The organism is Limnohabitans sp. MMS-10A-178, assembly GCF_003063375.1.
Lineage (GTDB): Bacteria > Pseudomonadota > Gammaproteobacteria > Burkholderiales > Burkholderiaceae_C > Limnohabitans_A.
Window position 1 is genome coordinate 393,345 of the sequence record NZ_NERY01000001.1, and the last position, 26,116, is coordinate 419,460.

26 protein-coding genes are annotated in these 26,116 nt (G+C 54.7%); 16 read left to right on the plus strand and 10 right to left on the minus strand.

Annotated features, from left to right (window positions below; translation table 11 throughout):
- The first annotated feature begins 2 nt into the window (after nt 1–2).
- Complete coding sequence (locus B9Z32_RS01880) at nt 3–908, plus strand: DMT family transporter (protein WP_108420924.1); 906 nt, start codon at nt 3–5, stop codon at nt 906–908.
- Between the two features lie 38 nt (nt 909–946).
- Here B9Z32_RS01880 and rsmI read toward each other — a convergent pair whose 3' ends face one another.
- On the minus strand, nt 947–1,915 hold the full coding sequence (rsmI, locus tag B9Z32_RS01885) for a 16S rRNA (cytidine(1402)-2'-O)-methyltransferase (protein ID WP_233248022.1): 969 nt from the start codon (nt 1,913–1,915) through the stop codon (nt 947–949).
- Between rsmI and B9Z32_RS01890 the strand changes: the two genes are divergently transcribed.
- The 3 genes from B9Z32_RS01890 (at nt 1,915) to B9Z32_RS01900 (ending at nt 3,679) form a co-directional block, all read left to right on the plus strand.
- On the plus strand, nt 1,915–2,319 hold the full coding sequence (locus B9Z32_RS01890; RefSeq protein ID WP_108419693.1) for a YraN family protein: 405 nt from the start codon (nt 1,915–1,917) through the stop codon (nt 2,317–2,319). The two genes, rsmI and B9Z32_RS01890, sit on opposite strands and share 1 nt — an antisense overlap.
- A 59-nt stretch (nt 2,320–2,378) precedes the next feature.
- Complete coding sequence (locus tag B9Z32_RS01895) at nt 2,379–2,957, plus strand: SIS domain-containing protein (RefSeq protein ID WP_108420926.1); 579 nt, start codon at nt 2,379–2,381, stop codon at nt 2,955–2,957.
- Between the two features lie 71 nt (nt 2,958–3,028).
- A complete protein-coding gene (locus B9Z32_RS01900) occupies nt 3,029–3,679 on the plus strand; it encodes a BON domain-containing protein (RefSeq protein ID WP_108419694.1) in 651 nt (216 codons plus the stop codon).
- A gap of 63 nt (nt 3,680–3,742) precedes the next feature.
- Here the strand turns inward: B9Z32_RS01900 and B9Z32_RS01905 are convergent, their stop codons facing one another.
- The gene (locus B9Z32_RS01905) at nt 3,743–4,657 is read right to left on the minus strand and encodes an NAD(P)-dependent oxidoreductase (protein ID WP_199219921.1); all 915 of its coding nucleotides are present in this window, start codon (nt 4,655–4,657) and stop codon (nt 3,743–3,745) included.
- 81 nt (nt 4,658–4,738) lie between these two features.
- Between B9Z32_RS01905 and B9Z32_RS01910 the strand changes: the two genes are divergently transcribed.
- Nucleotides 4,739–5,434 carry a YggS family pyridoxal phosphate-dependent enzyme gene (locus B9Z32_RS01910; RefSeq protein ID WP_108420928.1) on the plus strand — a complete coding sequence of 232 codons (696 nt, stop codon included), beginning with the start codon at nt 4,739–4,741 and terminating at the stop codon, nt 5,432–5,434.
- On the opposite strand, the gene B9Z32_RS01915 is transcribed toward B9Z32_RS01910, so the two are convergent.
- A complete protein-coding gene (locus tag B9Z32_RS01915) occupies nt 5,431–6,924 on the minus strand; it encodes an FAD-linked oxidase C-terminal domain-containing protein (RefSeq protein ID WP_108419695.1) in 1,494 nt (497 codons plus the stop codon). The two genes, B9Z32_RS01910 and B9Z32_RS01915, sit on opposite strands and share 4 nt — an antisense overlap.
- A 28-nt stretch (nt 6,925–6,952) precedes the next feature.
- Entirely contained in the window at nt 6,953–7,801 is an 849-nt protein-coding gene (gene purU, locus B9Z32_RS01920) for a formyltetrahydrofolate deformylase (protein ID WP_108419696.1), read from the minus strand.
- 108 nt (nt 7,802–7,909) lie between these two features.
- Between purU and B9Z32_RS01925 the strand changes: the two genes are divergently transcribed.
- Together B9Z32_RS01925 and B9Z32_RS01930 are read left to right on the plus strand one after the other, a co-directional pair.
- On the plus strand, nt 7,910–9,271 hold the full coding sequence (locus tag B9Z32_RS01925; RefSeq protein WP_108419697.1) for an aminotransferase class III-fold pyridoxal phosphate-dependent enzyme: 1,362 nt from the start codon (nt 7,910–7,912) through the stop codon (nt 9,269–9,271).
- The gene (locus tag B9Z32_RS01930) at nt 9,268–10,353 is read left to right on the plus strand and encodes an AbrB family transcriptional regulator (protein WP_369909820.1); all 1,086 of its coding nucleotides are present in this window, start codon (nt 9,268–9,270) and stop codon (nt 10,351–10,353) included. Before B9Z32_RS01925 ends, B9Z32_RS01930 begins: the two co-directional genes overlap by 4 nt.
- A 24-nt stretch (nt 10,354–10,377) precedes the next feature.
- Here the strand turns inward: B9Z32_RS01930 and B9Z32_RS01935 are convergent, their stop codons facing one another.
- A complete protein-coding gene (locus tag B9Z32_RS01935; RefSeq protein ID WP_108419698.1) occupies nt 10,378–10,659 on the minus strand; it encodes a DUF3567 domain-containing protein in 282 nt (93 codons plus the stop codon).
- A 54-nt stretch (nt 10,660–10,713) separates the two neighbouring features.
- Nucleotides 10,714–11,928 (minus strand): DUF3108 domain-containing protein, encoded by a 1,215-nt coding sequence (locus B9Z32_RS01940; protein WP_108419699.1) that lies wholly within the window; start codon nt 11,926–11,928, stop codon nt 10,714–10,716.
- A 130-nt stretch (nt 11,929–12,058) separates the two neighbouring features.
- Between B9Z32_RS01940 and B9Z32_RS01945 the strand changes: the two genes are divergently transcribed.
- A complete protein-coding gene (locus B9Z32_RS01945; RefSeq protein WP_108419700.1) occupies nt 12,059–13,072 on the plus strand; it encodes a fumarylacetoacetate hydrolase family protein in 1,014 nt (337 codons plus the stop codon).
- A 43-nt stretch (nt 13,073–13,115) separates the two neighbouring features.
- Nucleotides 13,116–13,934, plus strand: a complete 819-nt coding sequence (locus B9Z32_RS01950; RefSeq protein WP_199219922.1) for an enoyl-CoA hydratase/isomerase family protein — start codon at nt 13,116–13,118, stop codon at nt 13,932–13,934.
- Here the strand turns inward: B9Z32_RS01950 and B9Z32_RS01955 are convergent.
- Nucleotides 13,931–14,581, minus strand: a complete 651-nt coding sequence (locus B9Z32_RS01955; RefSeq protein ID WP_108419701.1) for a glutathione S-transferase — start codon at nt 14,579–14,581, stop codon at nt 13,931–13,933. The genes B9Z32_RS01950 and B9Z32_RS01955 overlap by 4 nt on opposite strands.
- Before the next feature lie 153 nt (nt 14,582–14,734).
- On the opposite strand from B9Z32_RS01955, the gene B9Z32_RS01960 reads away from it, so the two are divergent.
- Together B9Z32_RS01960 and B9Z32_RS01965 are read left to right on the plus strand one after the other, a co-directional pair.
- Nucleotides 14,735–15,400 (plus strand): PhaM family polyhydroxyalkanoate granule multifunctional regulatory protein, encoded by a 666-nt coding sequence (locus B9Z32_RS01960; protein ID WP_108419702.1) that lies wholly within the window; start codon nt 14,735–14,737, stop codon nt 15,398–15,400.
- Nucleotides 15,397–16,647: an FIST N-terminal domain-containing protein gene (locus B9Z32_RS01965; protein ID WP_108419703.1), complete on the plus strand. Its 1,251-nt coding sequence runs from the start codon at nt 15,397–15,399 to the stop codon at nt 16,645–16,647. The genes B9Z32_RS01960 and B9Z32_RS01965 overlap by 4 nt, the downstream gene beginning before the upstream one ends.
- Before the next feature lie 19 nt (nt 16,648–16,666).
- Here B9Z32_RS01965 and tgt read toward each other — a convergent pair whose 3' ends face one another.
- Together tgt and queA are read right to left on the minus strand one after the other, a co-directional pair.
- Entirely contained in the window at nt 16,667–17,839 is a 1,173-nt protein-coding gene (tgt, locus tag B9Z32_RS01970) for a tRNA guanosine(34) transglycosylase Tgt (RefSeq protein WP_108419704.1), read from the minus strand.
- 40 nt (nt 17,840–17,879) lie between these two features.
- Nucleotides 17,880–19,007 (minus strand): tRNA preQ1(34) S-adenosylmethionine ribosyltransferase-isomerase QueA, encoded by a 1,128-nt coding sequence (gene queA, locus B9Z32_RS01975; RefSeq protein WP_233248023.1) that lies wholly within the window; start codon nt 19,005–19,007, stop codon nt 17,880–17,882.
- Between the two features lie 183 nt (nt 19,008–19,190).
- Between queA and B9Z32_RS01980 the strand changes: the two genes are divergently transcribed.
- From B9Z32_RS01980 to ubiA, 4 genes are read left to right on the plus strand one after another with little or no spacing between them, the layout of a single operon-like run.
- Nucleotides 19,191–19,607 (plus strand): hypothetical protein, encoded by a 417-nt coding sequence (locus B9Z32_RS01980; protein ID WP_108419706.1) that lies wholly within the window; start codon nt 19,191–19,193, stop codon nt 19,605–19,607.
- A 43-nt stretch (nt 19,608–19,650) separates the two neighbouring features.
- A complete protein-coding gene (gene recG / locus B9Z32_RS01985) occupies nt 19,651–21,744 on the plus strand; it encodes an ATP-dependent DNA helicase RecG (RefSeq protein ID WP_108419707.1) in 2,094 nt (697 codons plus the stop codon).
- Between the two features lie 9 nt (nt 21,745–21,753).
- Entirely contained in the window at nt 21,754–22,719 is a 966-nt protein-coding gene (locus B9Z32_RS01990) for a hydrogen peroxide-inducible genes activator (RefSeq protein WP_108419708.1), read from the plus strand.
- A 40-nt stretch (nt 22,720–22,759) separates the two neighbouring features.
- A complete protein-coding gene (gene ubiA, locus B9Z32_RS01995) occupies nt 22,760–23,608 on the plus strand; it encodes a 4-hydroxybenzoate octaprenyltransferase (protein WP_108419709.1) in 849 nt (282 codons plus the stop codon).
- A 10-nt stretch (nt 23,609–23,618) separates the two neighbouring features.
- On the opposite strand, the gene proC is transcribed toward ubiA, so the two are convergent.
- The gene (gene proC / locus B9Z32_RS02000; protein ID WP_108419710.1) at nt 23,619–24,461 is read right to left on the minus strand and encodes a pyrroline-5-carboxylate reductase; all 843 of its coding nucleotides are present in this window, start codon (nt 24,459–24,461) and stop codon (nt 23,619–23,621) included.
- Nucleotides 24,462–24,590: 129 nt separating this feature from the next.
- Here proC and glpK point away from each other — a divergent pair, with 129 nt between their 5' ends.
- On the plus strand, nt 24,591–26,108 hold the full coding sequence (gene glpK, locus B9Z32_RS02005; protein ID WP_108419711.1) for a glycerol kinase GlpK: 1,518 nt from the start codon (nt 24,591–24,593) through the stop codon (nt 26,106–26,108).
- Nucleotides 26,109–26,116 lie beyond the last annotated feature (8 nt).

Below are 26,116 nucleotides of genomic sequence, written 5' to 3' on the forward strand. Positions count from 1 at the left end.
GCATGACCGAACAATCAAAATCGCTGTCCAGCACCGCCTTCGCCACCTTGCTGCTCATCGCCTTCATGATGGGCGCGAACCATGTGGCGGCGCGCTTTGCTTTCAACGATGGTGTCGATGTTGTCACGGCGGTCACCTTTCGCAGCGTGCTCACCGCCATCGTGGTAGGTTTGATTTTGTGGCAGCAAAAAGTCCAAATTCAAGTAACTGCGCACCACAAAAAATACATGCTCATCATTGGCGCGCTGATTGCCGTTCAAAGTGTGTGCTTGTACTCTTCGGTGGCCAGACTGCCTGTGGCCTTGGCTTTGCTGGCTTTCAATACCTACCCATTGTCGACAGCCTTTTGGGCAAGGGTGCTTTATGGCCATCAACCAGAGAAAGCGGTGCTTTGGAGCATGCCCATTTTGTTGTTGGGCTTGGCCCTGGCTTTGGATGTGATGGGTGCAGCGTCTGGTTTAGGCGCGGCCGAGCACTGGTCACAAATTGGCAGTGGTGTGGCATTTGCATTGGCCGCTTCTGCCACCTTTGGCTTGGCGCTGGTCTACACCCAACATGAAACCACTGGCTTAGATGGTCGCTTGCGCACCTTTTCTTCGATGTCCATTGTGGGTGTGTTTGCCATAGTGGTTGCCATGAGCCAAGGGGGCTTTCATTTGCCGCAGGCGCCTGCGGGTTGGTGGGGTCTTGGCATGCTCTCATTTTTGTACGGCACCGCTTTCACCATTTTGTTTACCGTGTTGCCCAAGTTGGGCGTGGTGGGCAACTCAGCCATCATGAACGTTGAGCCCATCTTCGCTTTGGTCTTAGCGTGGGCGCTGCTAGGTCAGAGCATTGCACCCATTCAATTGATGGGCGCGGCGCTGGTGGTGGGCACTGTGATGTGGCTGGGTCTTCGCAAACGCTGAAGGCCCAACAAGACTCGAGCCTGTTGCATCCAGATGGTTTACTCAAGGCCCTTTTTCAAACTCAGCGCAGTGTCATAAAGCACATTTTTGGATGCGCCAGTGATGTCGCTGGTCATTTTGACGGCGGTCTTCAAGGGCAGTTCGGTGAGCAGCAATTTCAAGGTGCGCAAGCTGCTGGCGTCTAATGCCTCAGTGGGGTCTGTTTTGGGTTTTTCAAGCGCATGAATGACCAAGGCAAATTCGCCTCGCACACGGTCTGTGTGTTCGGCAAACCAAGCAGTCAATTTTTGGGCTTCAAGGGTGTGCACTGTTTCAAATTGCTTGGTCAATTCACGGCCGATGGTCACAAGCCTGCCGCCTAAAATGTTCAGAGCCTGTGCGAGTGCTTCAATGCGATGAGGCGCTTCGAGCAGCACCACTGCACGCTGCTCACCCACCAATGTTTCGATGGCGCGCTGTCTTTCTGCCGCCTTGGAAGACAAGAAGCCCGTGAAGACAAAGCCCCCTTCTCCCACAACGCCAGCGGCACTCAAAAGCGTGGTCACACTGCTGGCGCCAGGCAAAGGCATAACCCGATAGCCAGCAGCTGCAACTGCCGCTACCAAGCGTGCGCCAGGGTCGCTGATGGCGGGTGTGCCGGCATCACTCACATAAGCAACGCGCTCACCTTGTGCCAAGCGCGCGATGACTTGGGCAGCCGCTTCGGCTTCGTTGTGCTGGTGAACGGCCAACAGTTGAGAGTTGTTTCTATCTAAGCCATAAGCCCGCAGAAGTTGTTGGGTATGCCGGGTGTCTTCGCAAGCCAGTGTATTGGCCCTTTCAATCACATACAAAGCGCGCAAGGTGATGTCGGCCAGATTGCCAATGGGGGTGGCCACCACATACAGTGTGCTGGCGGGATGGTTTTGCGGACCCACAGCCTCGCGGGCAGCCTGAAAGGCTGTGCCATACACCGAGCTTAGCGCTGCAGAAGGTTCAGAAGGCAATGTTTCAGAAAGTCGTGTCAATGGTGTTCCTCAATCCAACAAATCAACGCAAAGCTTCGGCACATCAAAGCACCAAAGAAGCGGGCGATGCCGCAGAAATTGCGGCGCTGCGTTTTCTGCAAGCACAGGGCTTGCGCTTGTTGCAGCGCAATTATCGAACGCCCGGACGGGGTGGTGGCGAAATTGACCTCATTTTGCAAGAATCCGACAGCACGGTGGTGTTCGTGGAAGTTCGAAAGCGAACTTTAAGTCGCTTTGGCGGCGCATTGGGCAGTGTGAGCGCCATCAAACAAAGGCGTATTATTTTTGCAGCGCGGTATTTTTTGTTGCGCTGGCAGCACCTTCCACCTGCCCGTTTTGACGTCATTGCGTGGGAGCCACAAGGCATGATTTGGGTCAAGGCCGCTTTTGATACCTCTAATTGAAGCCTTTTCTTGAAGCCTTTTTTAGCGCTATGGAATCGGCAGAGGGTATCATCAAGCCCATGTTAGACCTGCGCATTCAGCAACACTTCATCGACAGCGCCGACCTGCAATACCAAGCGGCCGAAACCTTGGCCAAGCCCTTGGACGCGGGTGTGCAGGCGCTCATGGCCTGCGTCACCAGTGGCGGCAAGGTGTTAGTGTGTGGCGAGGGTAGCTCGGCAGCCTTGGCGCAGTACTTCGCCAGTTTGTTTGTTGGCGGATTTGAGCGCGAGCGTCCCGAGTTGGCCGCCATAGCGCTGCGCCACGAAGGCTTAGGCGACCCTGCTTATGCAAGTTTGGCCAGGCAAGTGCGTGCCTTGGGCCAAGCCGGTGATGTGCTTCTGCTGCTCACCACCAACGGTGAAGAAGAGGGCTTGATGCGGGCATTGCACGCAGCCCATGAACGCGACATGACCGTCATTGCGCTCACGGGCAAAGGCGGTGGCGCTGTGGCCAAAGCCCTGCTTGAAACAGACGTGCATGTGGGCGTCCCCCACGATCGTGCTGTGCGCATTCGCGAAGTTCAACAACTGGCTTTGCACTGTTTGTGCGATGGTGTGGATGCCCAACTCATGGGCGATCAAGACTCGGGGGCATGACGAAATGAAGGGCATTTCTTTTCCATTTCTTCCTGATTAAAATATTCAAAGATTCTCAAAGGACTTTTCAAGTGAAACTCAATCTCAATCGTTGGATGCTTTCTGGTTTGGCCATCAGCGCCTTGGTCACCAGCCTCTCGGCCTGTGCGCCTTTGATTGTGGGCAGTGCTGTCATGGGTGGCTTTGTGGCCATTGACCGCCGTACCGCAGGCATTCAACTGGAAGACGAGAGCATTGAACTTCGCACTGCTCAGGGCTTGCGCCAAAATTTGAGCAATGCGGCACATGTGAATGTCACCAGCTACAACCGCATGGTCTTGCTCACAGGCGAGGTGAGTTCAGCCGCTGAAAAAGAGTTCGCCGAAAGACTGGCCAAGAGTCAAGAGAACGTCAACTCTGTGGTCAATGACTTGGCCATTCAGCCAGCCAGTTCACTCACGCAGCGCTCTAAAGATGCCATCACCACGGGTCAAATCAAGGCTTTGTTGGTGGATGCCAAAGACTTGCAATCAAATGCCTTCAAAGTCATCACTGAGCGCGGCATTGTTTATTTGATGGGCCGTGTTACACCCCGAGAGGCACAGCGCGCCTCTGAAATTGCTCGCAGCGGTAGCGTTAGTGGTGTGGTCAAAGTGGTTCGGGTGTTTGAAACCATCACCGATGAAGAGCTGAAGCGAATCAGTGCTCAGCCGCTGTCGCCTCAAGCGCAGCCCAAGCTCTGAACAATTTGTCACTTCAATAAAAAGGGCGCCGGTCAAATCGGCGCCCTTTTTTTCACATTGCAATCAACCCAAGCGTTTGATCAAGCTGGAAGTGTCCCAACGCTTGCCACCCATTTGCTGCACATCGGCATAAAACTGATCGACCAAGGCGGTTACCGGCAAGCGCGCACCATTGCGCTTGGCCTCGTCCATGACCAATCCTAAGTCTTTGCGCATCCAATCGACAGCAAAACCAAAGTCAAATTTGTTGGCCACCATGGTCTTGCCGCGGTTGTCCATTTGCCAGCTTTGGGCGGCGCCTTTGCCAATGACATCCAACACCAGGTTCATGTCGAGACCGGCTTTTTGACCGAAGGCAATGGCTTCGGATAAGCCCTGCACTAGGCCTGCAATGCAAACTTGATTCACCATCTTGGTGAGTTGGCCCGCACCTGACTCGCCCATGAGGGTATAGGCGCGTGAGAAAGCCATGGCGGCAGGCTTGGTGGCTTCAAAAATAGCGGCATCACCACCGCACATGACGGTGAGCAAACCATTTTGTGCACCGCCTTGACCACCCGATACGGGGGCGTCGATGAAATTCAAACCTTGCGCTTTGGCAGCTTGGTAGAGCTCGCGCGCCACATTGGCGGAAGCGGTGGTGTGGTCGACCAAAATAGCGCCCTTCTTCATACCAGCCAATGCGCCATCTGCACCGAGCACCACTGCGCGCAAATCGTCGTCATTGCCAACGCAGCAAAAAACGATATCGGCATGGGCCACTGCTTCACGCGGTGTTGCTGCGTGGGCTGGTTTTTTGGTGTCTGCAAACTCTTGGCACCAAGCGGCTGCTTTGGCGGCACTGCGGTTGTAAACCGTCACGGCGTGACCAGCGCGGGCCAAGTGTCCGGCCATGGGATAGCCCATCACGCCTAAGCCCAAAAAGGCCACATTTTGGGAAGGAGCGGATTCGTAGGTTTTTGCGTTGAGGCTGCTCATGATTGTCTGTGTGAAAGAGTTGAAGAAATGATCAAGCTTGCAATTGTCCACCAGATTGAGATTTTTGGTAACCTTGTGCCCATGAGTACTCAAGTTTCAGACAAGCTCCAGCAGGTGCGCCAACGGATTGCGAAGGCTTGTGCTTCGGTGGGGCGAGCGGCAGATGCTGTAACCTTGTTGGCCGTTTCGAAGACCATGCCAGCACAGGCCGTTCGGGAGGCCTATGCAGCTGGCCAACTGGCGTTTGGCGAAAACTACATTCAAGAGGGTGTCGACAAAATAGCCGAATTGGCAGACTTGCCCCTGCAATGGCATTGCATTGGGCCCATTCAAAGCAACAAGACCCAGCTGGTGGCCAAACATTTTGGCTGGGTACACAGCATTGATCGTTTGAAAATTGCCGAGCGTTTGTCTGCTCAACGGCCTGCCCATTTGCCACCGCTTCAGGTTTGTTTGCAAGTCAATGTCGATGGTGGCGCCAACAAGTCGGGTGTAGCGCCGCCAGATCTTTTGGCCTTGGCAGAGGCTGTTGCCAAGTTACCCAATTTGCAATTGCGTGGCCTCATGACCATTCCAGAGCCTGCCGAAAACGATACCGCGGCTCGCGCGGTACACCGTCAGGCCAAAGAACTTTTTGACAGCTTGAATGCCGCGGGCTTGAAGTTAGACACCCTGTCGATGGGCATGACCGCCGATATGGAAGCGGCCATTGCCGAGGGCAGCACGTGCGTGCGAGTTGGCACGGCCATCTTTGGAGCGCGCCCCACAGCCGCTTAAAAGCGCGGTAAATCGGGGTGCGATATTTGGCCACCCCGAACCAACATCTTGCCGTACTCAGCACAGCGGTTGAGCGTTGGAATAACCTTGCCTGGATTGAGCAAGCCCATTGGGTCAAAGGCTTTTTTCAAGGCAAACATCTGCGCATTTTCTTCCGCTGAAAACTGCACGCACATGCTGTTGAGTTTTTCAACGCCTACACCATGCTCGCCTGTGACGGTGCCGCCCATGGCCACACTGGTTTCCAAAATCTCGGCGCCAAACAATTCACAGCGGTGCAGCTGATCGGGGTCGTTGGCATCAAACAAAATGAGTGGATGCAAGTTGCCATCGCCCGCATGAAACACATTGGCACAGCGCAGCTGGTACTTCTTTTCCATCTCGGCAATGGCCAACAAAATATCGGCCAAGCGTTTGCGCGGAATGGTGGAGTCCATGCACATGTAGTCGGGGCTGATACGACCCGAAGCCGGGAATGCATTTTTGCGGCCGCTCCAAAAGCGCAAGCGCTCGGCTTCGTCTTTGCTCACGGCAATGGCCGTAGCGCCGCAGCCGCGCAGCACATCGCTCATGCGGCCAATTTCTTCTTCAACCTCTTCGGGCGTGCCATCGCTTTCGCACAACAAAATGGCCTCGGCATTGAGGTCATAGCCCGCGTGCACAAAATCTTCCACCGCAGCGGTCATGGGTTTGTCCATCATCTCTAGGCCTGCAGGAATGATGCCGGCTGCAATGACCGCTGCCACCGCGTCGCCCGCTTTGCGAATGTCGTCAAAGCTGGCCATGATGCAACGTGCCAATTGGGGCTTGGGCACCAGCTTGACGGTCACTTCGGTGGTGATGGCCAACATACCTTCACTGCCCACCAAAACCGACAGCAAATCAAAACCAGATGTATCAAGCGCATCGCTGCCAAAGGTGATGGCATCGCCTTCAATGGTGAAGCCCTTCACCTTGAGCACATTGTGCAAGGTGAGGCCGTACTTGAGGCAGTGCACGCCGCCTGAGTTTTCTGCCACGTTGCCGCCAATGGTGCATGCAATTTGGCTGGAGGGGTCGGGTGCGTAATACAAGCCATGTGGCGATGCGGCTTCTGAAATAGCCAGGTTGCGCACACCGCATTGCACCACCGCTGTTCTTGAATGCGCATCAATTTTGACAATCTGATTGAACTTGGCCATCGACAAAGTAACGCCCAATTTGTGCGGCATGGCGCCCCCCGACAAACCGGTGCCAGCGCCGCGCGCCACCACCGGCACGCCCAAGGCATGACAAGCCTTTAAAACAGCTTGCACTTGGCTTTCTGTTTCGGGCAACGCCACCACCAAGGGACGCTCGCGATAGGCCGTGAGGCCATCACACTCATAGGGCACGGTGTCCTCGAGGGTGTAGAGCAAAGCGTGTGCAGGCAGCACGCCGCTTAGAGCGTGCACCACTTGCGCTTGTCGATCGGCGCGCGACAGCGCTTCGAAGTTGGTGAGTGCGTTCATGGCAATCTTTGCAAACGAGAAATCAAATTTATTTGAAGATCACGGTTTTGTGACCGTTCAAGAGCACGCGGTGTTCGCTATGCCACTTCACGGCACGTACCAACACCTGACTTTCGGTATCGCGCCCTTGAGTGGTGAGGTCTTCAACGGTTTTAGAGTGATCTACACGGGCCACATCTTGTTCAATGATGGGGCCTTCGTCAAGGTCGGCGGTGACATAGTGGGCTGTGGCGCCGATCAATTTGACGCCGCGATCGTGCGCTTGGTAATAAGGCTTGGCGCCTTTGAAGCTGGGCAGGAAGGAGTGGTGAATATTGATAGCGCGGCCCGACAGCTTGCGGCACAAGTCGTCAGACAAAATTTGCATGTAACGCGCCAGCACCACCAACTCGGCGCCTTCAGACTGAATGATCTCGTACTGTTTGGCTTCGGCCTCGGCTTTGTTGGCCGCTGTCACGGGGATGTGGTGAAAGGGCACGTTGTAGCTGGCCGCCAGCTGGTAGAACTCGCGGTGGTTGCTCACAATGGCGCGAATGTCGATGGGCAGCAAGCCGCTTTTCCAGCGAAACAGCAAATCGTTCAAACAATGGCCTTCTTTGCTGACCAAAATGACCGCAGGCATGGGCTGTTGGGTGTTGTGCAAGTTCCAGGTCATTTGGAAGGGGACTGCAAAACTGGCCAATTGGCTGCGCAAATCGGCCTCGCTCACCTGGTCGCAGGCAAACTGCACGCGCATGAAAAACAGGCCGGTATCGTGGTCGTTGTACTGGGCGGCCTCTTCAATGTTGCCGCCGCGCTCTAGCAAAAAGCCCGACACGGCGTGCACGATGCCCGTTCTGTCGGGGCAGGATAGCGTGAGAATAAATGCGTGATTCATAGGCGACATTGTCGCAGGGACGAGACTTTTTTGCCGAAACGGAGACTTTCACGGGGTTACACTGTTTTTATCCAGCTTTTGGCACTTTATTTGAAGCGAGGCGATCACATGTCTTCTCAGGAAACTCAGCGCGCACCGGGCGCCTTTCAAATCAACATGGACCACCAATGGTTGCCGTTCACGGCCAACCGCCATTTCAAGCAAGATCCGCGTGTTTTTGTGGCGGCTGACGGCATGCACTTCACCACCCACGATGGCCGAAAAGTGGTCGACGGTATCTCCAGCTTGTGGTGTGTGGGCGCTGGCCACAACCGCAGACCCATTGCCGAGGCCATCAAAAAGCAACTCGACACCCTCGATTACGCCACGGCCTTCCAAGTCAGCAACGATCAGGCTTTTGAAGCCGCCCAAATGATTGCCGATTTGTGCCCGGGCGATCTCAACAAAGTGTTGTTCTGCAACTCCGGCTCGGAGGCCGCCGACACTTCTTTGAAGGTGGCATTGGCCTACCACCGTGCGCGCGGCGAAGGCCACCGCCATGTGTTCATTGGCCGCGAAAAAGGCTACCACGGCGTTAATTTTGGGGGCATGAGCGTGGGCGGATTGCCTGCCAACCGCAAAGTCTATGGCGCTCAGCTGCTGCCGCGTGTCGACCACATGCGCTTCATTCACGACCCAGTGAACCATGCCTACATTCACAACCAAGAACCCGTTTGGCAAGAAGACCCCCTCTTAGAACTAGAAGGCCGCATCTTGGCCTTGCACGACCCCAGCAATGTGGCGGCCATCATTGTGGAGCCGGTGGCAGGTTCTGCTGGGTGGTATTTGCCGCCCAAAGGCTACTTGAAGCGCCTGCGCGAGATTTGCGACAAGCACGGCATCTTGCTTATTTTTGACGAAGTCATCACGGGCTTTGGCCGCATGGGCACCAACTTTGGTGCCGACTACTACGGCGTGGTGCCCGACATGCTCAACTTTGCCAAGTGCGTCACCAATGGCGTCATTCCTTTGGGCGGCGTGGTTTGCCGCGACTTCATTTACAACGCCATGATGAACGCTGGCGCGCCCGAATATGCAGTAGAGTTTTTTCACGGCTACACCTACTCTGGCCACCCTGTGTCTTGCGCGGCGGCCATTGCCACTTTGAATTTGCTCAAAGAAGAAAATCTGTTTGCGCGTGCTGGCCAGATGGGCCCCGTGTTGGGCGATGCCATGCACAGCGCCTTCAAGGGCTTGCCCAATGTCACTGGCATTCGCAGCTTGGGACTGGCCGGCGCTGTTGAACTTGCTCCCATTCCAGGAGCGCCCGGAAAACGTGCCTACGACATCTTCTTAGACTGCTTTCACAAGGGCGTGTTGGTGCGTTCTGCAGGAGAAAATTTGGTCCTTTGCCCGCCATATATTGTTGAAAAAGAGCACATTGATCAAATGGTCAACACACTGGCAGACAGCATTCGAAAACACGCCTGAGTTTTTTGCGCGCGTTGCCTTACTTTTTTCAATTGTCATTGACACTGCTGGTGGCCACAGCGGCGGCGCTGCTGTGTGAGTGGCTTCACACGCCCATTCCTTGGATGCTGGGGCCCTTAATGGCCACGGCTTGTTTGTCGGTGTCGGGTGCGCCCACCAAGAGTTCAGGCTATTTGCGCAATGTGGGGCAATGGACCATTGGTGCCGCTTTGGGTTTGTATTTCACGGCCGAAGTAGGGCAGTTGGTGCTGAGCTTGTGGTGGGCCATTTTGCTCGGCATTGTGTGGGCCTTGGCCTTGGGCTTTGGTTTTGGGCTATGGCTGCAGTGGCGCAATGCGCCATACCTGCCAGAGCTCTCCGCCAAAGACATGCGCGCCACTTCGTATTTTGCAGGCGCCATTGGCGGCGCATCCGAAATGACGCTCATGGCCGACCGCCACCATGCACGCTCAGATTTGGTGGCGGCTTCTCACAGCTTGCGCCTTGTGATGGTGGTCATTTGTTTGCCATTTGCCATGCAATGGTTTCAAGCGCACTTTGGTTTGAATGTGAATTCCAGCCTGTTGCCAGGGCCCAGAATTTTGCAGTGGCCAGGCATTTTTTATTTGGGCTTGGCCACCTTGGTGGGCGCACTGCTGATGGTGCTCATCAAACGCAACAACCCGTGGTTCATGGGTCCCTTGTTGGCCTCCATGGGGTTGACCTTGGCGGGTGTTCAATGGACAGCCATTCCCTCTGAAATGTCCAACATGGCGCAGCTTTTCATTGGCATCAGTTTGGGTGTGCGTTTTAAGAAAGAGTTCATTCGCACAGCGCCGCAATGGTTGTTGTCAGTGGCAATTGGTACCGTGGGCATGATGCTGGCATCGGTAGCCTTTGGTTGGGCCTTGGCCTTGGGTACTGGTTTGCATCCGGCCACTTTGATTTTGGGCACTTCGCCGGGAGGCATTGCCGAGATGGCCATCACGGCCAAAGTGCTGGAACTGGGCGCGCCCGTGGTCACGGCTTTTCAGGTTTGCCGCTTGATGGCTGTGTTGCTGATTGTGGGGCCGCTTTACCGCAGGGTGGCGGTGCCCGATTGATGGCGCAAGCTAATTGAGTAGCAACTAGTGAACGACAACAGGCTGCTGTGCCAAGCCCGTGTAACGCTCAAGGGTGTCTTCCACCTCTTCTTGCGTTGGGGTATTTTGTTGCCAGGCCTGAATGTGCATTTGAAACATTTCGGCCCACGAGCCATCGAGGTAAACCTCTTTGCCCGAGCGTTTGTCGACGATTTCAAAGCCGTGTCGCTCTAGCGTGGGGGGCTTTGAGAGGGGAGTAGCCTCGCCGGTGTCGTTGGCCAACACATGCATGACGGCAAATGATTCGGATTCGTACAACAAGTTCATAGTGACATTCTGACTTAAGTCTGTCTCATTTAGATAGGGTTGTTGTAAATTTTTTCAAGATGGCAAAGCGGGTAGCTTTTCGGTGTTGCGCATTTCCATGTCAATGAAGTTGCCATTGACTTGGCTGATCTTGATTCGCAAGGGCAGACCGCCATGCGCAGGTGAAAGCCAGAGTTCAATTTGACTGTCGTACTTGCCTCTGGGCAAGCAAACCCAACGCTGGGTCTCAAGCTTTTTGCCATCGACGACGATCTCTTCTGTCGATTGGAATGTGATTGTCCAGTTCACGGCATCTCGTGCGGTGGCAGTTTGCACCATGAGCTGAGAGCCTGGCGCGTAATTTTTCGCAGTCACTGCCGCCGCCATTTGAATGAACAAGCTCACTTGATCTTGTGCGCCTGCTTGTAACGGGGCACTGGGCATGTTGCCGCTGAAACTGATTTTTTGATTCGCGGTTTCAAAGTGGGCTGCGCGCTCACCCCGCCAGCGGTCGGAGTATCGAAGCGGTGCCAACCCGTTGTCTGTTAACGAACCTATGCTTCGCCAAACACGGCTGCCCATTAAAAATGCCTTGACCTGAAGCTCTGCCTCGTAGGCTCTGGGTAAACCCTTGTCATTGGCAGCTTGGGCCTGCCATTTGAGTGATCCGGATGCGTTGTAAATCAAACCGCGCTCTTGCCCGACCAGTTTGTAGTTGATTTGGGTACTGGGGGGAAAGTCGCCTGTTTTGGCGGTGAGTGCATTTGATGCAGGCGGCGTTGCTTGCGCCATGGGCAAAGATGTTTCAGCTGCAATCGGTGGTACTTCTGTGTCTGGCTGTACAGGTGTTGAAGTGGCCGCAGTCCCAATTTCCGGCGCAGGGTTTGGCGCTGGTGCAATGGCTTGTTTTGGAGCGGCCTCAGTTGCACTGACCTCGATGGCACTGGCCTCTGGAGCCGGCAAAGCTTCGGAGGGCAAGGCTGTGATGTTGGCGGGGGGCAGTGTGCTGGGCGAATTCGAGGCTTGCGGTGGCCTCAATATAGGTTTAGGTTTAGATTGAGTCTGAGCCAGTGCCTGTGCTGGCGGCCTGGGCTCGGCGGAAATAGGGGCCGGCACCATGCGGGTTTGCAAGGGCCCCAACTTTTGCGATTCTGCTTCAATTTTCCAAATATCGATGCCAGGTGCCCAGAGCAGCCAAAGGTGAACGCCCAACACCAATGCACCCAACATGGCCAAGGTGCCATGGCGCTGTTGGGCCTTGTCTTGGGTTAAATCACGGTCAGCGGGCATTTGAAAAAAATCTAGCTATCTTGTGTGTCGGAAAATAGAGGGTGATTGAGATTGGTTAAACTGAAGACACGCTTTGAATCTTTTGCATTCAGCTTGAAACATCAATGAGATTCTTTTTTGAGGCTCCCCCATGAAATTAGCGACATACAAAGACGGATCACGTGACGGTCAATTGATTGTGGTCTCGCGTGACTTGAGCACAGCACATTATGCGACTGGCATTGCCTTGCGCATGCAGCAGGTACTAGACGACTGGAACTTTTTGTCGCCCCAACTCGAAGACCTGTACCAAACGCTGAACAGTGGCAAAGCCCGCCATGCATTTCCCTTCGACCCGGCAAACTGCATGGCCCCTTTGCCCAGAGCCTATCAGTGGGCAGACGGCTCAGCCTATTTGAACCATGTGGAGTTGGTGCGGGCCGCCCGCAGCTCTGAAGTGCCGCACAGTTTTTACACCGATCCACTCATGTACCAGGGCGGCAGTGATGACTTCATTGGGCCTTGCGACCCAGTGGTTTGCCGCGACGAAGCCTTTGGCATTGACTTTGAGGCCGAAATTGCCGTTATCACTGGCGATGTGCCCATGGGGGTCTCCCCCGAAAATGCCTTGGACGGTATTCGTTTGGTAATGCTTGCCAATGACGTGAGTTTGCGAAACCTCATCGCCAATGAGCTGGCCAAAGGCTTTGGATTTTTTCAAAGCAAACCAGCAACCGCTTTCAGCCCAGTAGCCGTCACCTTGGATGAACTGGGCGATGCCTGGGATCATGGCCGTGTGCACCTGACCATGCAGTCAACTTGGAACGGTCGCAAAGTAGGCATGTGTGAAGCTGGCCCCGAAATGACCTTTCACTTTGGCCAACTCATTGCGCACATTGGCAAAACGCGCAACGTGCGCGCGGGCTCTATTGTGGGAAGTGGCACGGTTAGCAACAAGAGTATCGACGTCAATGGCAAGCCTGAGTGGCCCAAAGGCTATAGCTGCATTGCTGAAAAGCGGGCCATTGAAACCATTTTGGATGGCAAACCCAGCACCGAGTTCATGAAATTCGGTGACAGCATTCGCATTGAAATGAAGGGCAAAGACGGACAAAGTGTGTTTGGCGCCATTGACCAGAAAATTGCGCCTTTCGAGCAAGCCTGACCGACGGCCTCATGCGAACTTGACCATTTTTCTGGAGACCTTCATGAGCCAAGTCATTGACTACAGTCGCTACCAAACACTGCAAATCACGCGTCGGGGTGCCAATCAAACGGTGCTCGATATTCAGATGAAAGCCGGTGGCCCTGGTGGCAATGGCAAGCTGCCAACAGCGGGTCACGAAGGTCATTGGGAGCTGGCCGAAATTTGGCGTGATGTGTCGCGCGATGACAGCGTGCGAGCTGCGGTGCTGCGAGGTGAAGGCATGGGCTTTTCGGGCGGTGGCGATTTGGCCTTGGTGGAAGACATGGCGCGCGATTTCGAGATTCGCAGCAGGGTCTGGAAAGAAGCCCGCGACCTGGTCTACAACGTCATCAACTGCGACAAACCCATCGTGAGTGCCATGCACGGACCGGCAGTGGGCGCTGGGTTGGTAGCGGGGTTGTTGGCAGACATTTCCATTGCCAGCAAGACCGCCAAAATTGTGGATGGCCACACCCGCTTGGGCGTTGCAGCGGGCGACCATGCCGCCATCATTTGGCCATTGCTTTGTGGCATGGCCAAAGCCAAGTACTACTTGTTGTTGTGTGAGCCTGTGAGTGGCGAAGAAGCCGAGCGAATTGGCTTGGTGTCGTTGGCGGTTGAAGAAGACCAGCTATTACCTAAGGCCTATGAGGTGGCCGATCGCTTGGCCAATGGCAGCCAAACGGCCATTCGCTGGACCAAATATGCCTTGAACAATTGGTTGCGCCAAGCGGGCCCCAGCTTTGATGCTTCTCTGGTCTTGGAGTTCATGGGCTTTGCAGGGCCTGATGTGCAAGAGGGTTTGGCCAGCCTCAGAGAGCGCCGCTCACCCCATTTTTAAGCCTTGCTTTTCATGCGAGCCAAGAAGAGTTCATTGTTGGCTTTGCGATCCGCTTGCACTTTTTGCATGCTGGGCCGCTCCGACCACATCTTCATGTAGTCCTTGACGGGCAAGTCGGCCAGAAAATCTCGGCCGTACATGGTTTTGCTAACTGCCGTGATCAATGGCAAATGAACGGCTGCGGTGCAGTCGGCGATGCTCATTTCATTGCCGGCAATGAAGGGTTTGAATTGCGCAAGCTTGGCAAATGCTGCCACATTCTTCTCCAGCTGTGCGCCCACTTTTTCCTTGACCGCATCACTCACCTTGCCGCCAAAGAAGGCCTCGGGGTAGAGATTTCGTGCCACCAACTCTAAGTGCAAATCTAAAAAAATGACGAGTTCACGCACCTTGGCCGCTTGGAAGGCATCCTTGGAAAGCAGGGGATGCTCAGGGTATTGCTGCTCAATGTATTCCACCATGACAGCCGACTCGCAGATTGAGCCTTGCGCTGTTTTCAAATAGGGTACTTTGCCCAAGGGGCTAGCGTCTGGATCGGTTTGCCCCACCCAGACCAACTCTTCTTCAAAGGCCACGCCCTTTTCCAGCAGGACCAATTTGACTTTGTTGTGATAGTTGCTGGCGCCAAAGCCGCAGAGTGTGAGCATGTTGAGTCTTCCTGTAGAGATAACGAGATAAAACCAGAGCTTAACTTTTGATCGTGCCTTGGTGGGTCGCGCAGTTGACGCCACGCCTTGCTTGCACTGGCTTTGTTCACTGTATGCGTTAAGCTTGAGCCTCCCACACCCCAAGGAGCCCCCATGAGCGATACATCAGCTTTCGGATTTGGAAAATTTGTGCCTGGTTTTGACTTCTTGCAAAACTTGGGACAAGCCGCCAATCCTGGCGCTAAAGGCTCGCCGCAGGGCATGCCAAACATGGCCAGCTGGGTGGCGCCTACCTTGAACATCGAAGAACTCGACAAGCGCATTCAAGAGCTCAAAACGGTTCAGTTTTGGCTGGAGCAAAACACCAATGCGCTGAAGGCCACCATTCAGGCTTTGGAAGTTCAAAAAATGACCTTGTCGACCTTGCAAGGCATGAATGTCAACATGGCTGAAATGGCCAAAGCCTTTACCGCCAAAATGCCAGATTTACAGCCAGAAGTTAAGCCAGAAATCAAGCCAGAGGTCCAGCCAGAAGTCAAAGCAACTGAGCCCCAACAAGAAGCAGCAAAAGGCCCTGCCGTCGACCCCATGCAGTGGTGGGGATCGCTCACGCAACAGTTTCAAAACATTGCGGCAGCAGCAGTGAAAGATGTGGCTGCCAAGGCCATGAAAGAGGGCGCTCAGCCTAGCAAAAAAACAGCTAAGACAAGCGCAAAAACATCGGCAAAAACAAGCACAAAAACAAGCGCAACGAAAGCGCCAAGATCTGCCAAAGCCCAAAAGCCGCGTGCACCGCGCGCCAAAAAACCAGCCCCATGAATTTGTTTCCCTTCGGACATGCCACGCACCCGCAGTGGCCCATGGCAGCAGGCTTGGTGATTGCCCAGTTGCGCGCCCAAATGACCTTGCCTGGCCATGCGAGCAGTCCGCGTTTAGGTTTGCTGTACATCACCGACTATTACGCCAATGACGCGGAAGCTATTCTGGCGCACCTCCAGCAAGAATTGCCCATGGTGAAAGATTGGGCCGGCACGGTGGGTGTGGGTGTGGCCGCCAACAACGCAGAGTATTTTGACGAGCCCGGCATGGCCCTCATGTTGTGTGATTTGCCAGCCCAGCAATACCGGGTTTTTTCGGGGGCTCAGCCCTTGCCTCCTAGCTTTGAAGCAGCCAGTGCGCTTGTGCATGCCGATCCGCAAACCCCCGATCTGGCAGAGCTCATTGCAGAAATGGCAAGCCGAACTCAAAAAGCTTATTTGTTTGGCGGCCTCACTGCCAGTCGCAAGCAGGCGGTGCAGTTTGCATGGCACGATTCAGAGCCTGCTCAGAAAGGCGTTTTCTCGGGTGGTTTGAGCGGCGTGGCGTGGGCGCCAGAGGTTCAAATTTTGTCGCGCGTGACCCAGGGTTGCGCGCCCATCAGCAAAGAGCGAGAGATCACAGAAGCCGAAGGGCATGTGGTTTACCAACTCGATGGCTTGCCTGCGCTCGATGTGCTCATGGCCGATTTGAAGGTGTCGTTGTCAGAGCCCCAAACAGCACTCAAAGCGGTGCGATCGACGCTTGTAGGCCTCTCGTCGCCAGGTCAGCAAGGGGTTGGCCGAACCGGCAGTTTGGGTGCCGATGTGCGTGTGCGCCATATTGTGGGCCTAGACCCTGCGCGAAAAGGCGTGGCCATTGCCGACCATCTGGAGGTGGGACAGAAATTGGCTTTTTGTCAGATGAGTTTGCAAGCCGCCAAGTCTGATCTTCGGCGCATTTGTTCTGAGATTCGAGAAGAGTTAGAGCCCGAAACTTTGAGCCTAGAAATGGCCAATGCCTTGGCCGCCAGTGAAGCAGAAGCAGCGCCGCACTTAGCCCGGCGCATTGCAGGTGCTGTGTATGTCAGTTGCTCTGGGCGAGGCGGTCCGCACTTTGGCGGCCCCAGTGCTGAGTTGCAATGGATTCGCCATGCCCTAGGCGATGTGCCTTTGGTAGGTTTTTTTGCCAGCGGCGAAATTGCCCATCACCACTTGTATGGCTACACCGGTGTGTTGACGGTTTTCACCACACCAGAAGAAGAGGCTTGATGACGCGCCTGCGTCCTGCTCAAACGCCGCGCGCTCGTGCCTGTTTGAACTGCACTTGAAAGGCCGAGAAGGTATCGGCTTCTAATGCCGTTCTAACTTCTTGCATGAGCCGCAAGTAATAGTGCAAATTGTGGATGGTGGTGAGCATGGGGCCGAGCATCTCGCCGCAGCGGTCGAGGTGATGCAAATAGGCGCGGCTAAATCCTTCTCTGCCGCCGTCGTCCCAAGACACGTTTGAAGTACCTGCACAGGCGTAGCAGGTGCACGTGGTGTCCAAGGGTTGTGGGTCCGATTTGTGGCGAGCATTGCGCAGTTTCAAATCGCCAAAGCGTGTGAACACGGTGCCATTGCGTGCATTGCGGGTAGGCATGACACAGTCAAACATGTCGACACCTTGCGCCACGCCTTCCACCAAATCTTCGGGGGTGCCCACGCCCATCAAATAGCGCGGCTTGTGGGCCGGCAAACGGTGCGGCGTGTGCGCCATGATTTGCAGCATCTGCTCTTTGGGCTCGCCCACGCTCACGCCGCCAATGGCATAGCCAGGGAAATTCATTTCAACCAAATGGTCCAAGGACTCTTGGCGCAAGTTTTCAAACATGCCGCCTTGCACAATGCCAAACAAAGCATTTGGATTTTCAAGGCGCGCAAACTCGTTTTGACTGCGCGTGGCCCAGCGCAAACTCATCTCCATCGATTTGCGGGCTTCAGCTTCAGTGGTGAGATGGCCCTTTGTTTCATAAGGCGTACACTCATCCAACTGCATCACAATGTCTGAATTCAAAATGCTTTGAATTTGCATGCTCACTTCGGGCGACATGAAGAGTTTGTCGCCATTCACGGGCGAAGAAAAATGCACGCCTTCTTCGGTGATTTTGCGCATCGCGCCCAAAGACCAAACCTGAAAACCACCTGAGTCGGTGAGGATGGGTTTCTGCCATTTTTCAAAACCATGCAAGCCGCCAAAGCTTTTCATGATGTCAAGGCCGGGGCGCATCCACAAGTGAAAGGTGTTGCCCAAAATAATTTGCGCGCCCATTTCTTCAAGGCTTCGCGGCATGACGCCTTTCACGGTGCCGTAGGTACCCACGGGCATGAAGATGGGTGTTTGAATCACGCCGTGGTTGAGCGTGAGCTGACCTCTTCGCGCATGGCTGTTGGGGTCAGTTTTGAGGAGTTTAAATTCAAGCATGCGGCAATCTGGGCAAGGGGTTGTTGAAGGGCAAAAGAGCTCAAGCTCGCTTCAGTAACATGGCATCGCCATAACTGAAAAATCGATACTGCTTTGAAATGGCATGCGCGTACAAATCCATCACATGGTCATAGCCTGCAAAAGCACTGACCAACATCATCAAGGTGCTTTTGGGCAAATGGAAATTGGTGATGAGGCAGTCTACCCATTGAAACTCAAAGCCTGGTGTGATGAAAATTTGGGTATCTCCTTGCGCTTGACCCGAATGGGCCCATGATTCCAAAGTTCTGACCGAGGTGGTGCCCACTGCCCAAACTTGGCCGCCACGTGCCTTGCATTCATGCAAGGCACGCTGGGTACTTTCAGGAATGTCATACCACTCGGAGTGCATGGTGTGCTCAGCAATGTTTTCCGACTTAACCGGCTGAAAGGTGCCCGCACCCACATGCAAGGTCACGCTGGCTGTGCTCACCCCCCGCTCTTTCAGATGTTGCAAAAGCGCTTCGTCAAAATGCAGCGCCGCGGTGGGTGCTGCCACGGCACCCGGGTTGCGTGCAAACACAGTTTGGTAGCGCGCCTCGTCTTCTGCAATGTCAGCGGCAGACGCGCTGCCGTCATGCGGCCGTTCGATGTAGGGCGGCAAAGGTACATGGCCATATTGAGCCATCAAGGCGTGTGGTTGGTCTTTCAATTGAAAGCAGAACAAGGCACCTTTGTCATCTGGCCAGCGGCCCAACAAAGTGGCCTCAAAACCGCCGGCGCCCTGTTGAGCGTCAATGCCCATGTGAAGCCTTGCGCCAATGGGCGGTTTTTTGCTGACTTTCATGTGGGCCACCACGCGGTGATCGGGCAACACGCGCTCGATCAGCAGTTCAACTTTGCCGCCCGTTGACTTTTCGCCAAAGATTCGCGCCTTCACCACCTGGGTGTCATTGAAGACCAGCAAGTCGCCTGCTTGCATCAATTCGGGCAAGGATTTGAAAATTCGATCAATGGGTTCTTGCGCACTGCCGTCTAAAAGCCTAGAACTGCTGCGCTCGCTGGCAGGGTGTTGGGCAATGAGTTCAGGGGGCAGGTGAAAGTCAAAGTCGCTCAAACTGAATTGGCGTTTGGCTTGAAGGACTGGGCTTGGCTTTGAATTTGGCTTGGGTTTGCTAGTAGAAGTCATGGTCTTGAGGGCCGAACCAGACCCGTTCCAAGTGAAAGAAACTGATTGTCCCATGACACAGCGCAATGTTTGACCAAGTAATTGTTTCTAAATTTTGTAACAAAGCGCATTATGTAAACCGCATTCAAGAAACTATCTATCTTTATTCAACATCGCGCTAACCCAAGACAGTACCGTACGCCCATGCCAAAAGTAGTATCCGAATCCCAACAATTCGCTGATCGGTTGCGCAGCGCGTTGGAAAGTGCGGGCGTGCGTGCTTCACCGACCCTGGTGGCCAACGCCTTCAACCTTCGCTACCACGGGCGCAGCATTACCCCGCACACGGCCCGCAACTGGCTTTTGGGAAAAGTCATGCCCACGCAAGACAAATTGCGTGTGTTGGCTGAGTGGCTGCAAGTAAGCCCTGACGAACTTCGCTTTGGCCGTGCACCTGGCAAAACCTATGTGTATGAAATGAATGACGGTCCCATTGAAATGGCCCTGGCCGATCGTGAAATGATCGACCGTTACTTGTCGCTGTCACAGGCAGAACGCAAAACCATTCGAGATGTGGTGTCTGCCTTTGTGTTGGCCAAGGCGGCCGAGAGAATGCCCTGAGCACAGGGCTAACTTAGGCGCGCATCCACGGCACAATGTCAGGATGCTAGCCAATGCATCGTCAAATCCTTCTGCTAAGCCCCCTGCAAAGCCCTTGTCAGCGCCGCAAAAAGCCATGCGCAAGATGGGCTTGGTGCGCGACATCGATCTGGCGCTGCACATCCCTTTGCGCTACGAGGACGAAACGCGCATCGTCAAATTGCGCGATGCCAGAGAGGGTGATACCGTTCAAATTGAAGCCACCGTGGTTTCATCCGAGGTGCAATTGCGCCCGCGTCGCCAACTGCTGGTGAGAGTCGATGATGGCACCGACACCTGTGTGTTGCGTTTCTTCAGCTTTTATCCAGCCCAGCAAAAGGCCTTGGCGGTTGGCCAAGTGATCAGGGCCAGAGGTGAAGTCAAGGGCGGGATGATGGGTTTCACCATGATGCACCCTTCGTTCAAAGCCGCATCGGGTGAACTGCCATCGGTGCTCACGCCGGTCTACCCTGTTTCTGCCGGTTTGCCGCAAACCTATTTGCGACGCGCCATTGCAAGCGCCTTGTCGCGCGCCGATTTGGGCGAGTCATTGCCTGCCGCCATCACTTGGCCTTCTGCACCCCATGGCAAATTAGCCCCCAGCTTGCGCCAAGCCCTTAACTACTTGCACCATCCCACACCAGAGGTTTCGATTGCGGCCCTTGAAGACCGCTCGCATCCTGCCTGGCAAAGGCTGAAGGCCGAAGAATTGCTAGCGCAGCAGCTCTCACAGCGCATGGCCAAACAAGAGCGCGATACCTTGCGAGCTCCCGCCTTGCAAGTGAAAGCTGGCGGTTGGCACGACAAGTTGAAAGAAGTTTTGCCCTTTCAGCTCACAGCGGCACAGCACAGAGTGGGCCAAGAAATTGCACAAGATTTGGCACGGCCTGTGCCCATGCACCGGCTGCTTCAAGGCGATGTGGGTGCAGGCAAAACCGTGGTTGCGGCCTTGGCTGCCATGTTGGCCATTGATGGCGGTTGGCAGTGTGCCCTGATGGCGCCCACCGAAATTTTGGCGCAACAACATTTTGCCAAGTTGGTGGGCTGGCTGGCGCCATTGGGCGTGCGCGTAGCTTGGCTCACCGGCAGTCAGAAGAAAAAAGAACGCACCGAAATGCTGGCCTTGATTGAATCCGGTGAAGCCAATTTGGTGGTGGGTACGCATGCAGTCATTCAAGAGCAAGTGAAGTTTAAAAATTTGGCGCTGGCCATCATTGACGAGCAGCATCGCTTTGGTGTGGCACAGCGCTTGGCGCTCAGAGACAAAATGCAAGATCCTGGCATGGAGCCGCACCTGCTCATGATGACGGCCACGCCCATCCCGCGCACCTTGGCCATGAGCTACTACGCCGACTTGGATGTTTCGGTCATTGACGAGTTGCCACCCGGCCGCACCCCTGTGGTGACCAAAGTGATTTCAGACAGCCGACGCGATCAAGTCATTGGGCGCATTGGCGCGCAACTGGCCGAAGGGCGACAGGTTTATTGGGTGTGTCCTCTGATTGAAGAAAGTGAAGCCTTGGATTTAACCAATGCCACGGCCACCCACGAAGAATTGTCTGCCGTGTTGCCGGGCGTGACCGTGGGCTTGTTGCATTCCCGCATGTCGGTAACAGAAAAACGCGATGTCATGGCCCAATTCACACAAGGCAGCATGGGCGTGTTGGTCAGCACCACCGTGATTGAAGTGGGCGTCGATGTGCCCAATGCCTCCTTGATGGTCATTGAGCACGCCGAGCGCTTTGGATTGAGCCAATTGCATCAATTGCGGGGTCGTGTGGGGCGCGGTGCTGCGGCGTCTGCCTGCGTGTTGCTGTATGGCACACCCGAGGGCGGCCGCTTGAGTGAAACGGCACGCGAGCGTTTGCGCGCCATGGTAGACACCAACGATGGTTTTGAAATTGCCAGACGCGATTTGGAAATCAGAGGGCCAGGCGAGTTTCTGGGTGCGCGACAATCGGGGGCCGCCATGTTGCGGTTTGCCGATTTGGCCACCGACGAGCATTTGCTTGACTGGGCAAGGCAAACAGCACCGATGTTGCTGGAAAAATACCCCGACATGGCCGAGCGACACATCGCTCGCTGGTTGGGTGGAAAATCGGAGTTTTTGAAAGCTTGAGAAATTGGCATGACCCTGACAGAGCTGAAATACATTGTGGCGGTGGCCCGCGAGCGGCACTTTGGCAAAGCGGCCGATGCATGCTATGTGTCGCAACCTACCTTGTCGGTGGCCATTAAAAAGCTCGAGGCAGAGCTTGATGTGAAATTGTTCGAGCGCAGTGCCAACGAGGTCAGCCCCACGCCGTTGGGTCAAGAAATCATTCGCCATGCACAAGGGGTGTTGGAGCAAGCGGCCGAAATCAAAGAAATTGCCAAGCGCGGCAAAGACCCCTTGGCAGGCACCTTGCGTTTGGGTTTGATTTACACCATTGGGCCTTACTTGCTGCCCGATTTGATGCGGCAGATCATGAAGAAGGCACCGCAAATGCCTTTGATGCTGCAAGAAAATTTCACGGTCAAACTGATGGAAATGTTGCGCGCAGGTGAAATCGATTGCGCCATTTTGGCTGAGCCTTTTCCAGACATGGGTTTGGCCACCGCCGCTTTGTACGATGAGCCTTTCATGGCCGCCTTGCCTGTCAAGCATGGGCTGGCCAAGAAAAAATCGATCACCGCAGAGCAACTTAAAAACGAAACCATGTTGCTGCTTGGCACGGGCCATTGCTTTCGAGACCATGTGCTGGAAGTGTGTCCAGAATTTGCTCGGTTTTCTAGCAATGCAGAAGGCATCCGAAAAAGCTTTGAAGGCTCTTCGCTTGAAACCATCAAGCACATGGTGGCCGCTGGCATGGGCGTGACCTTGGTGCCGCGTTTGTCGGTGCCAGCTGAGGCCCTGGCCAAAGAGGCCAAGCGCAAAAAACACGAAGACCCCGACATTGCGTACTTGCCCATCATCGATGAGGCGGGCGGTTTGCCGCCCACACGCCGAGTGGTCTTGGTCTGGCGCAAAAGCTTCACGCGCTATGAAGCCATTGCCGCACTCCGCAATGCCATTTATGCCTGCGAGCTGCCTGGGGTGACTCGCCTCTCCTAAGTGCAACGCAAGCTGCTCTCGTCCAAAAGCTTCATCTGCCATGCGTGAAAAACTCAGCTTGTACTTAGACCTGATTCGCTGGAACCGACCCGCTGGTTGGCTCTTGCTGTTGTGGCCTACGCTGTCGGCTTTGTGGGTGGCTGCAGATGGTTTTCCAGGATGGCATTTGCTCATTGTTTTCACGCTCGGCACCATTCTCATGCGCAGCGCGGGTTGCTGTTTGAACGATGTGGCCGACCGCGATTTTGACAAGCATGTCAAACGCACGGCAGATCGACCCGTCACAAGCGGTCGAATCAGCGTCAAAGAAGCGTTGGCGGTTGGTGCCGTATTGGCATGGCTTGCCTTTTGTTTGGTGCTCACTCTTCGAAAAGAAACATTGGCGTGGTCTTGCTTAGCACTAGCAGTAGCCTTTCTCTACCCTTATGCCAAGCGATATGTGGCCATGCCACAAGCTGTACTGGGCGTTGCCTTTAGCTTTGGCATTCCCATGGCGTTTGCTGCTGTCACTGGAGAAGTCCCTTGGATGGCTTGGGCGCTGCTGCTCGGTAATTTGTTTTGGGTTTTGGCCTATGACACCGAGTACGCCATGGTCGATCGCGATGACGATTTGAAAATTGGCATGAAAACTTCTGCCATCACTTTGGGCAAATGGGATGTGGCTGCAGTGATGTTTTTTTATGCCGCCTTTGTGGGTATTTGGGGCGTGGTGCTAGATGCAACTCACAAGCCTCTTTTGTGGGTGGGCTTGGCTGCTGCTGCGCTGCAGGCTGCTTGGCATTTTTGGCTCATCAAAGACCGCTCACGTGAGGGTTGTTTCAAAGCATTTCGATTGAATCACTGGGTGGGTTTTGCAGTGTTTGTGGGGCTGGTGCTGAGCTACCTTTGAGCCGCCTCGGTTAGTCTTTGCCAAACTCATCACCTAATTCAGCTGCGCGCTTTTGCGCTGCCAGCATGGCTTTCACGAAAGCCTCTTTCACATGGTCATCGGCCATGGAAGTGAGTGCCGCATAAGTGGTGCCGCCTTTGGAGGTCACGCGTTGGCGCAGCACTTCAGGTGAGTCTGTCGATTGACGGGCCAGATGGGTGGCGCCGCCAAAGGTGGCTTTGGCCAAGTGATAGGCTTGGTCTTGGCTTAAACCCATTTGAACGCCCGCTTCGGTCATGGCCTCTAAAAAGTAAAACACATAGGCCGGCCCAGAGCCAGAAAGCGCGGTAACCACATCCAAGTCAGACTCTTGTTTAACCCACAGCCACTCGCCAGTGCTTTGTAAGACCTGTTCGACCAATGCTTTGTCGTTTGCCGAAACACTTGCTCGCGCAAACAAGCCAGTAATACCCTGACCCACCAAGGCTGGTGTGTTGGGCATGCTGCGCACCACGCGCTCAGTGTGAAGCCAGCGTGCAATGCTGTCGCTTCGGATGCCTGCTGCCACCGACAGGTGAAGGGCCTTGGGTGTGAATGCAGCCACAGGCAAAGCGGCATCTCTGAAAACTTGTGGCTTGACCGCCCAAACCACCAAATTGGCATCGGCCAAAACATCCGATGCTGCCGCATGAACTTCGATGTCAAATTCTTTACGCAGTTTGTCGGCAGTTTCTGCAAACGGTTCAATCACAGTCACTTGCTTGGGTGCAAGTCCTTGTCTAATCAGGCCGCCCAAAATGGCGCTGGCCATGTTGCCACCGCCAATGAAGGCCAAGCGCATATTTTGAAAATCAATGTGAGTCGATGAAGTCATGAATCATTCTCGAGATAGAGAGGGAGGCCTTGAACGGCTTTGTTCAAAGTTTGATTTATTTTGTCCGATTCGGTCAATTGGGCTTATTGTCTCTTTTTCAGAGGGCGGCTTTCGGTTAATCTTCGAGTCATGAAGTACATCCTTGCACTTGACCAAGGCACCACCAGCTCCAGGGCGGTGCTGTTCAATCGCGATGCAAAGCCAGTGGCCATCGCGCAACAAGAGTTCACCCAATACTTTCCCAAGCCAGGATGGGTTGAGCACGATGCTCTTGAGATTTGGCAGACGCAAAAAAAAGTCATGCAAGAGGTGTTGCAAAAGGCGGGCGTTGCTGCTTCTCAAATAGAAGGCATCGGCATTACCAACCAGCGCGAAACCAGCGTGTTGTGGGACCGCAGAACGGGCCTGCCCATTGCGCCAGCCATCGTTTGGCAAGATCGCAGAACCGCAGGTTTTTGTGACAAGCTCAAAGCCAAAGGTGCTGCCAAGGGCATTCAACAAAAAACTGGCTTGGTGCTAGACGCTTATTTTTCTGCCACCAAAATTGCGTGGTTGCTTGATCATGTGGCGGGCGCTCGGCGTTTGGCAGCGCAAGGACATTTGGCCTTTGGCACCATTGACACTTGGCTGATTTGGCAGCTCACTGGCGGCCGGGTTCACGTGACCGATCCCAGCAACGCTTCTCGAACCTTGTTGTTTAACTTGCACACCCAAGCCTGGGATGCAAGTTTGCTCCAACAATTCAATATCCCCTTTTCAATCTTGCCGCAGGTGGTGCCCAGCAGTGGTGTGCTGGCCGAAATAGATGCGCATCTTTTGGGTGCTTCGATTCCCATCGCGGGGCTGGCGGGTGACCAGCAGGCGGCCACTTTTGGACAAGCATGTTTTACGCCCGGCATGGCCAAGAACACCTATGGCACGGGCTGTTTCATGCTCATGAACACCGGTCATGTGCCAGTTCAAAGTCGGCATCAACTGCTCACCACGGTAGCTTGGCAAGGCCCTCCAACAACTGACTCTTGGCGTTCAACCGCATATGCATTAGAGGGCTCTGTGTTCATGGCTGGCGCCACGGTGCAATGGTTGCGGGATGGTTTGCAAATCATTCAAAACGCCAGCGACATTGAAGCGCTGGCGGCCAGCGTTTCCGATACGGGCGATGTTTTTTTGGTACCTGCCTTCGCAGGCTTGGGAGCGCCCGATTGGGATGGCCAAGCGCGTGGCACTTTGGTGGGCATGACGCGCGGTACCACGCGCGCCCACATTGCGCGTGCAGCCCTCGAGGCCATTGCTTGGCAGGTGGCCGATATTTTTTCTGCCATGTCCAAAGACAGCGGCTTGCCATTGACGGAGTTGCGGGTAGACGGCGGTGCCAGCCGAAACAATTTACTCATGCAGATGCAAGCCGATGCATTGGGTGTGCCAGTGGTGCGCGCCAGCGTTTCTGAAACCACGGCTTTGGGTGCTGCTTATTTGGCGGGTCTGGCCACAGGATTCTGGTCGGGTGCAGACGAAATTTCGGCGCAGTGGTCGCAAGATCGAAAATTTGTCCCAAATATCAGTTTGCGTGCAGCACAAGCTAGACGGGCCGGTCATGCGCGCTGGCGCGAAGCAGTTGCGCGCGCGCGGTCTTGGGCGAAAGATTAAATGAAGGC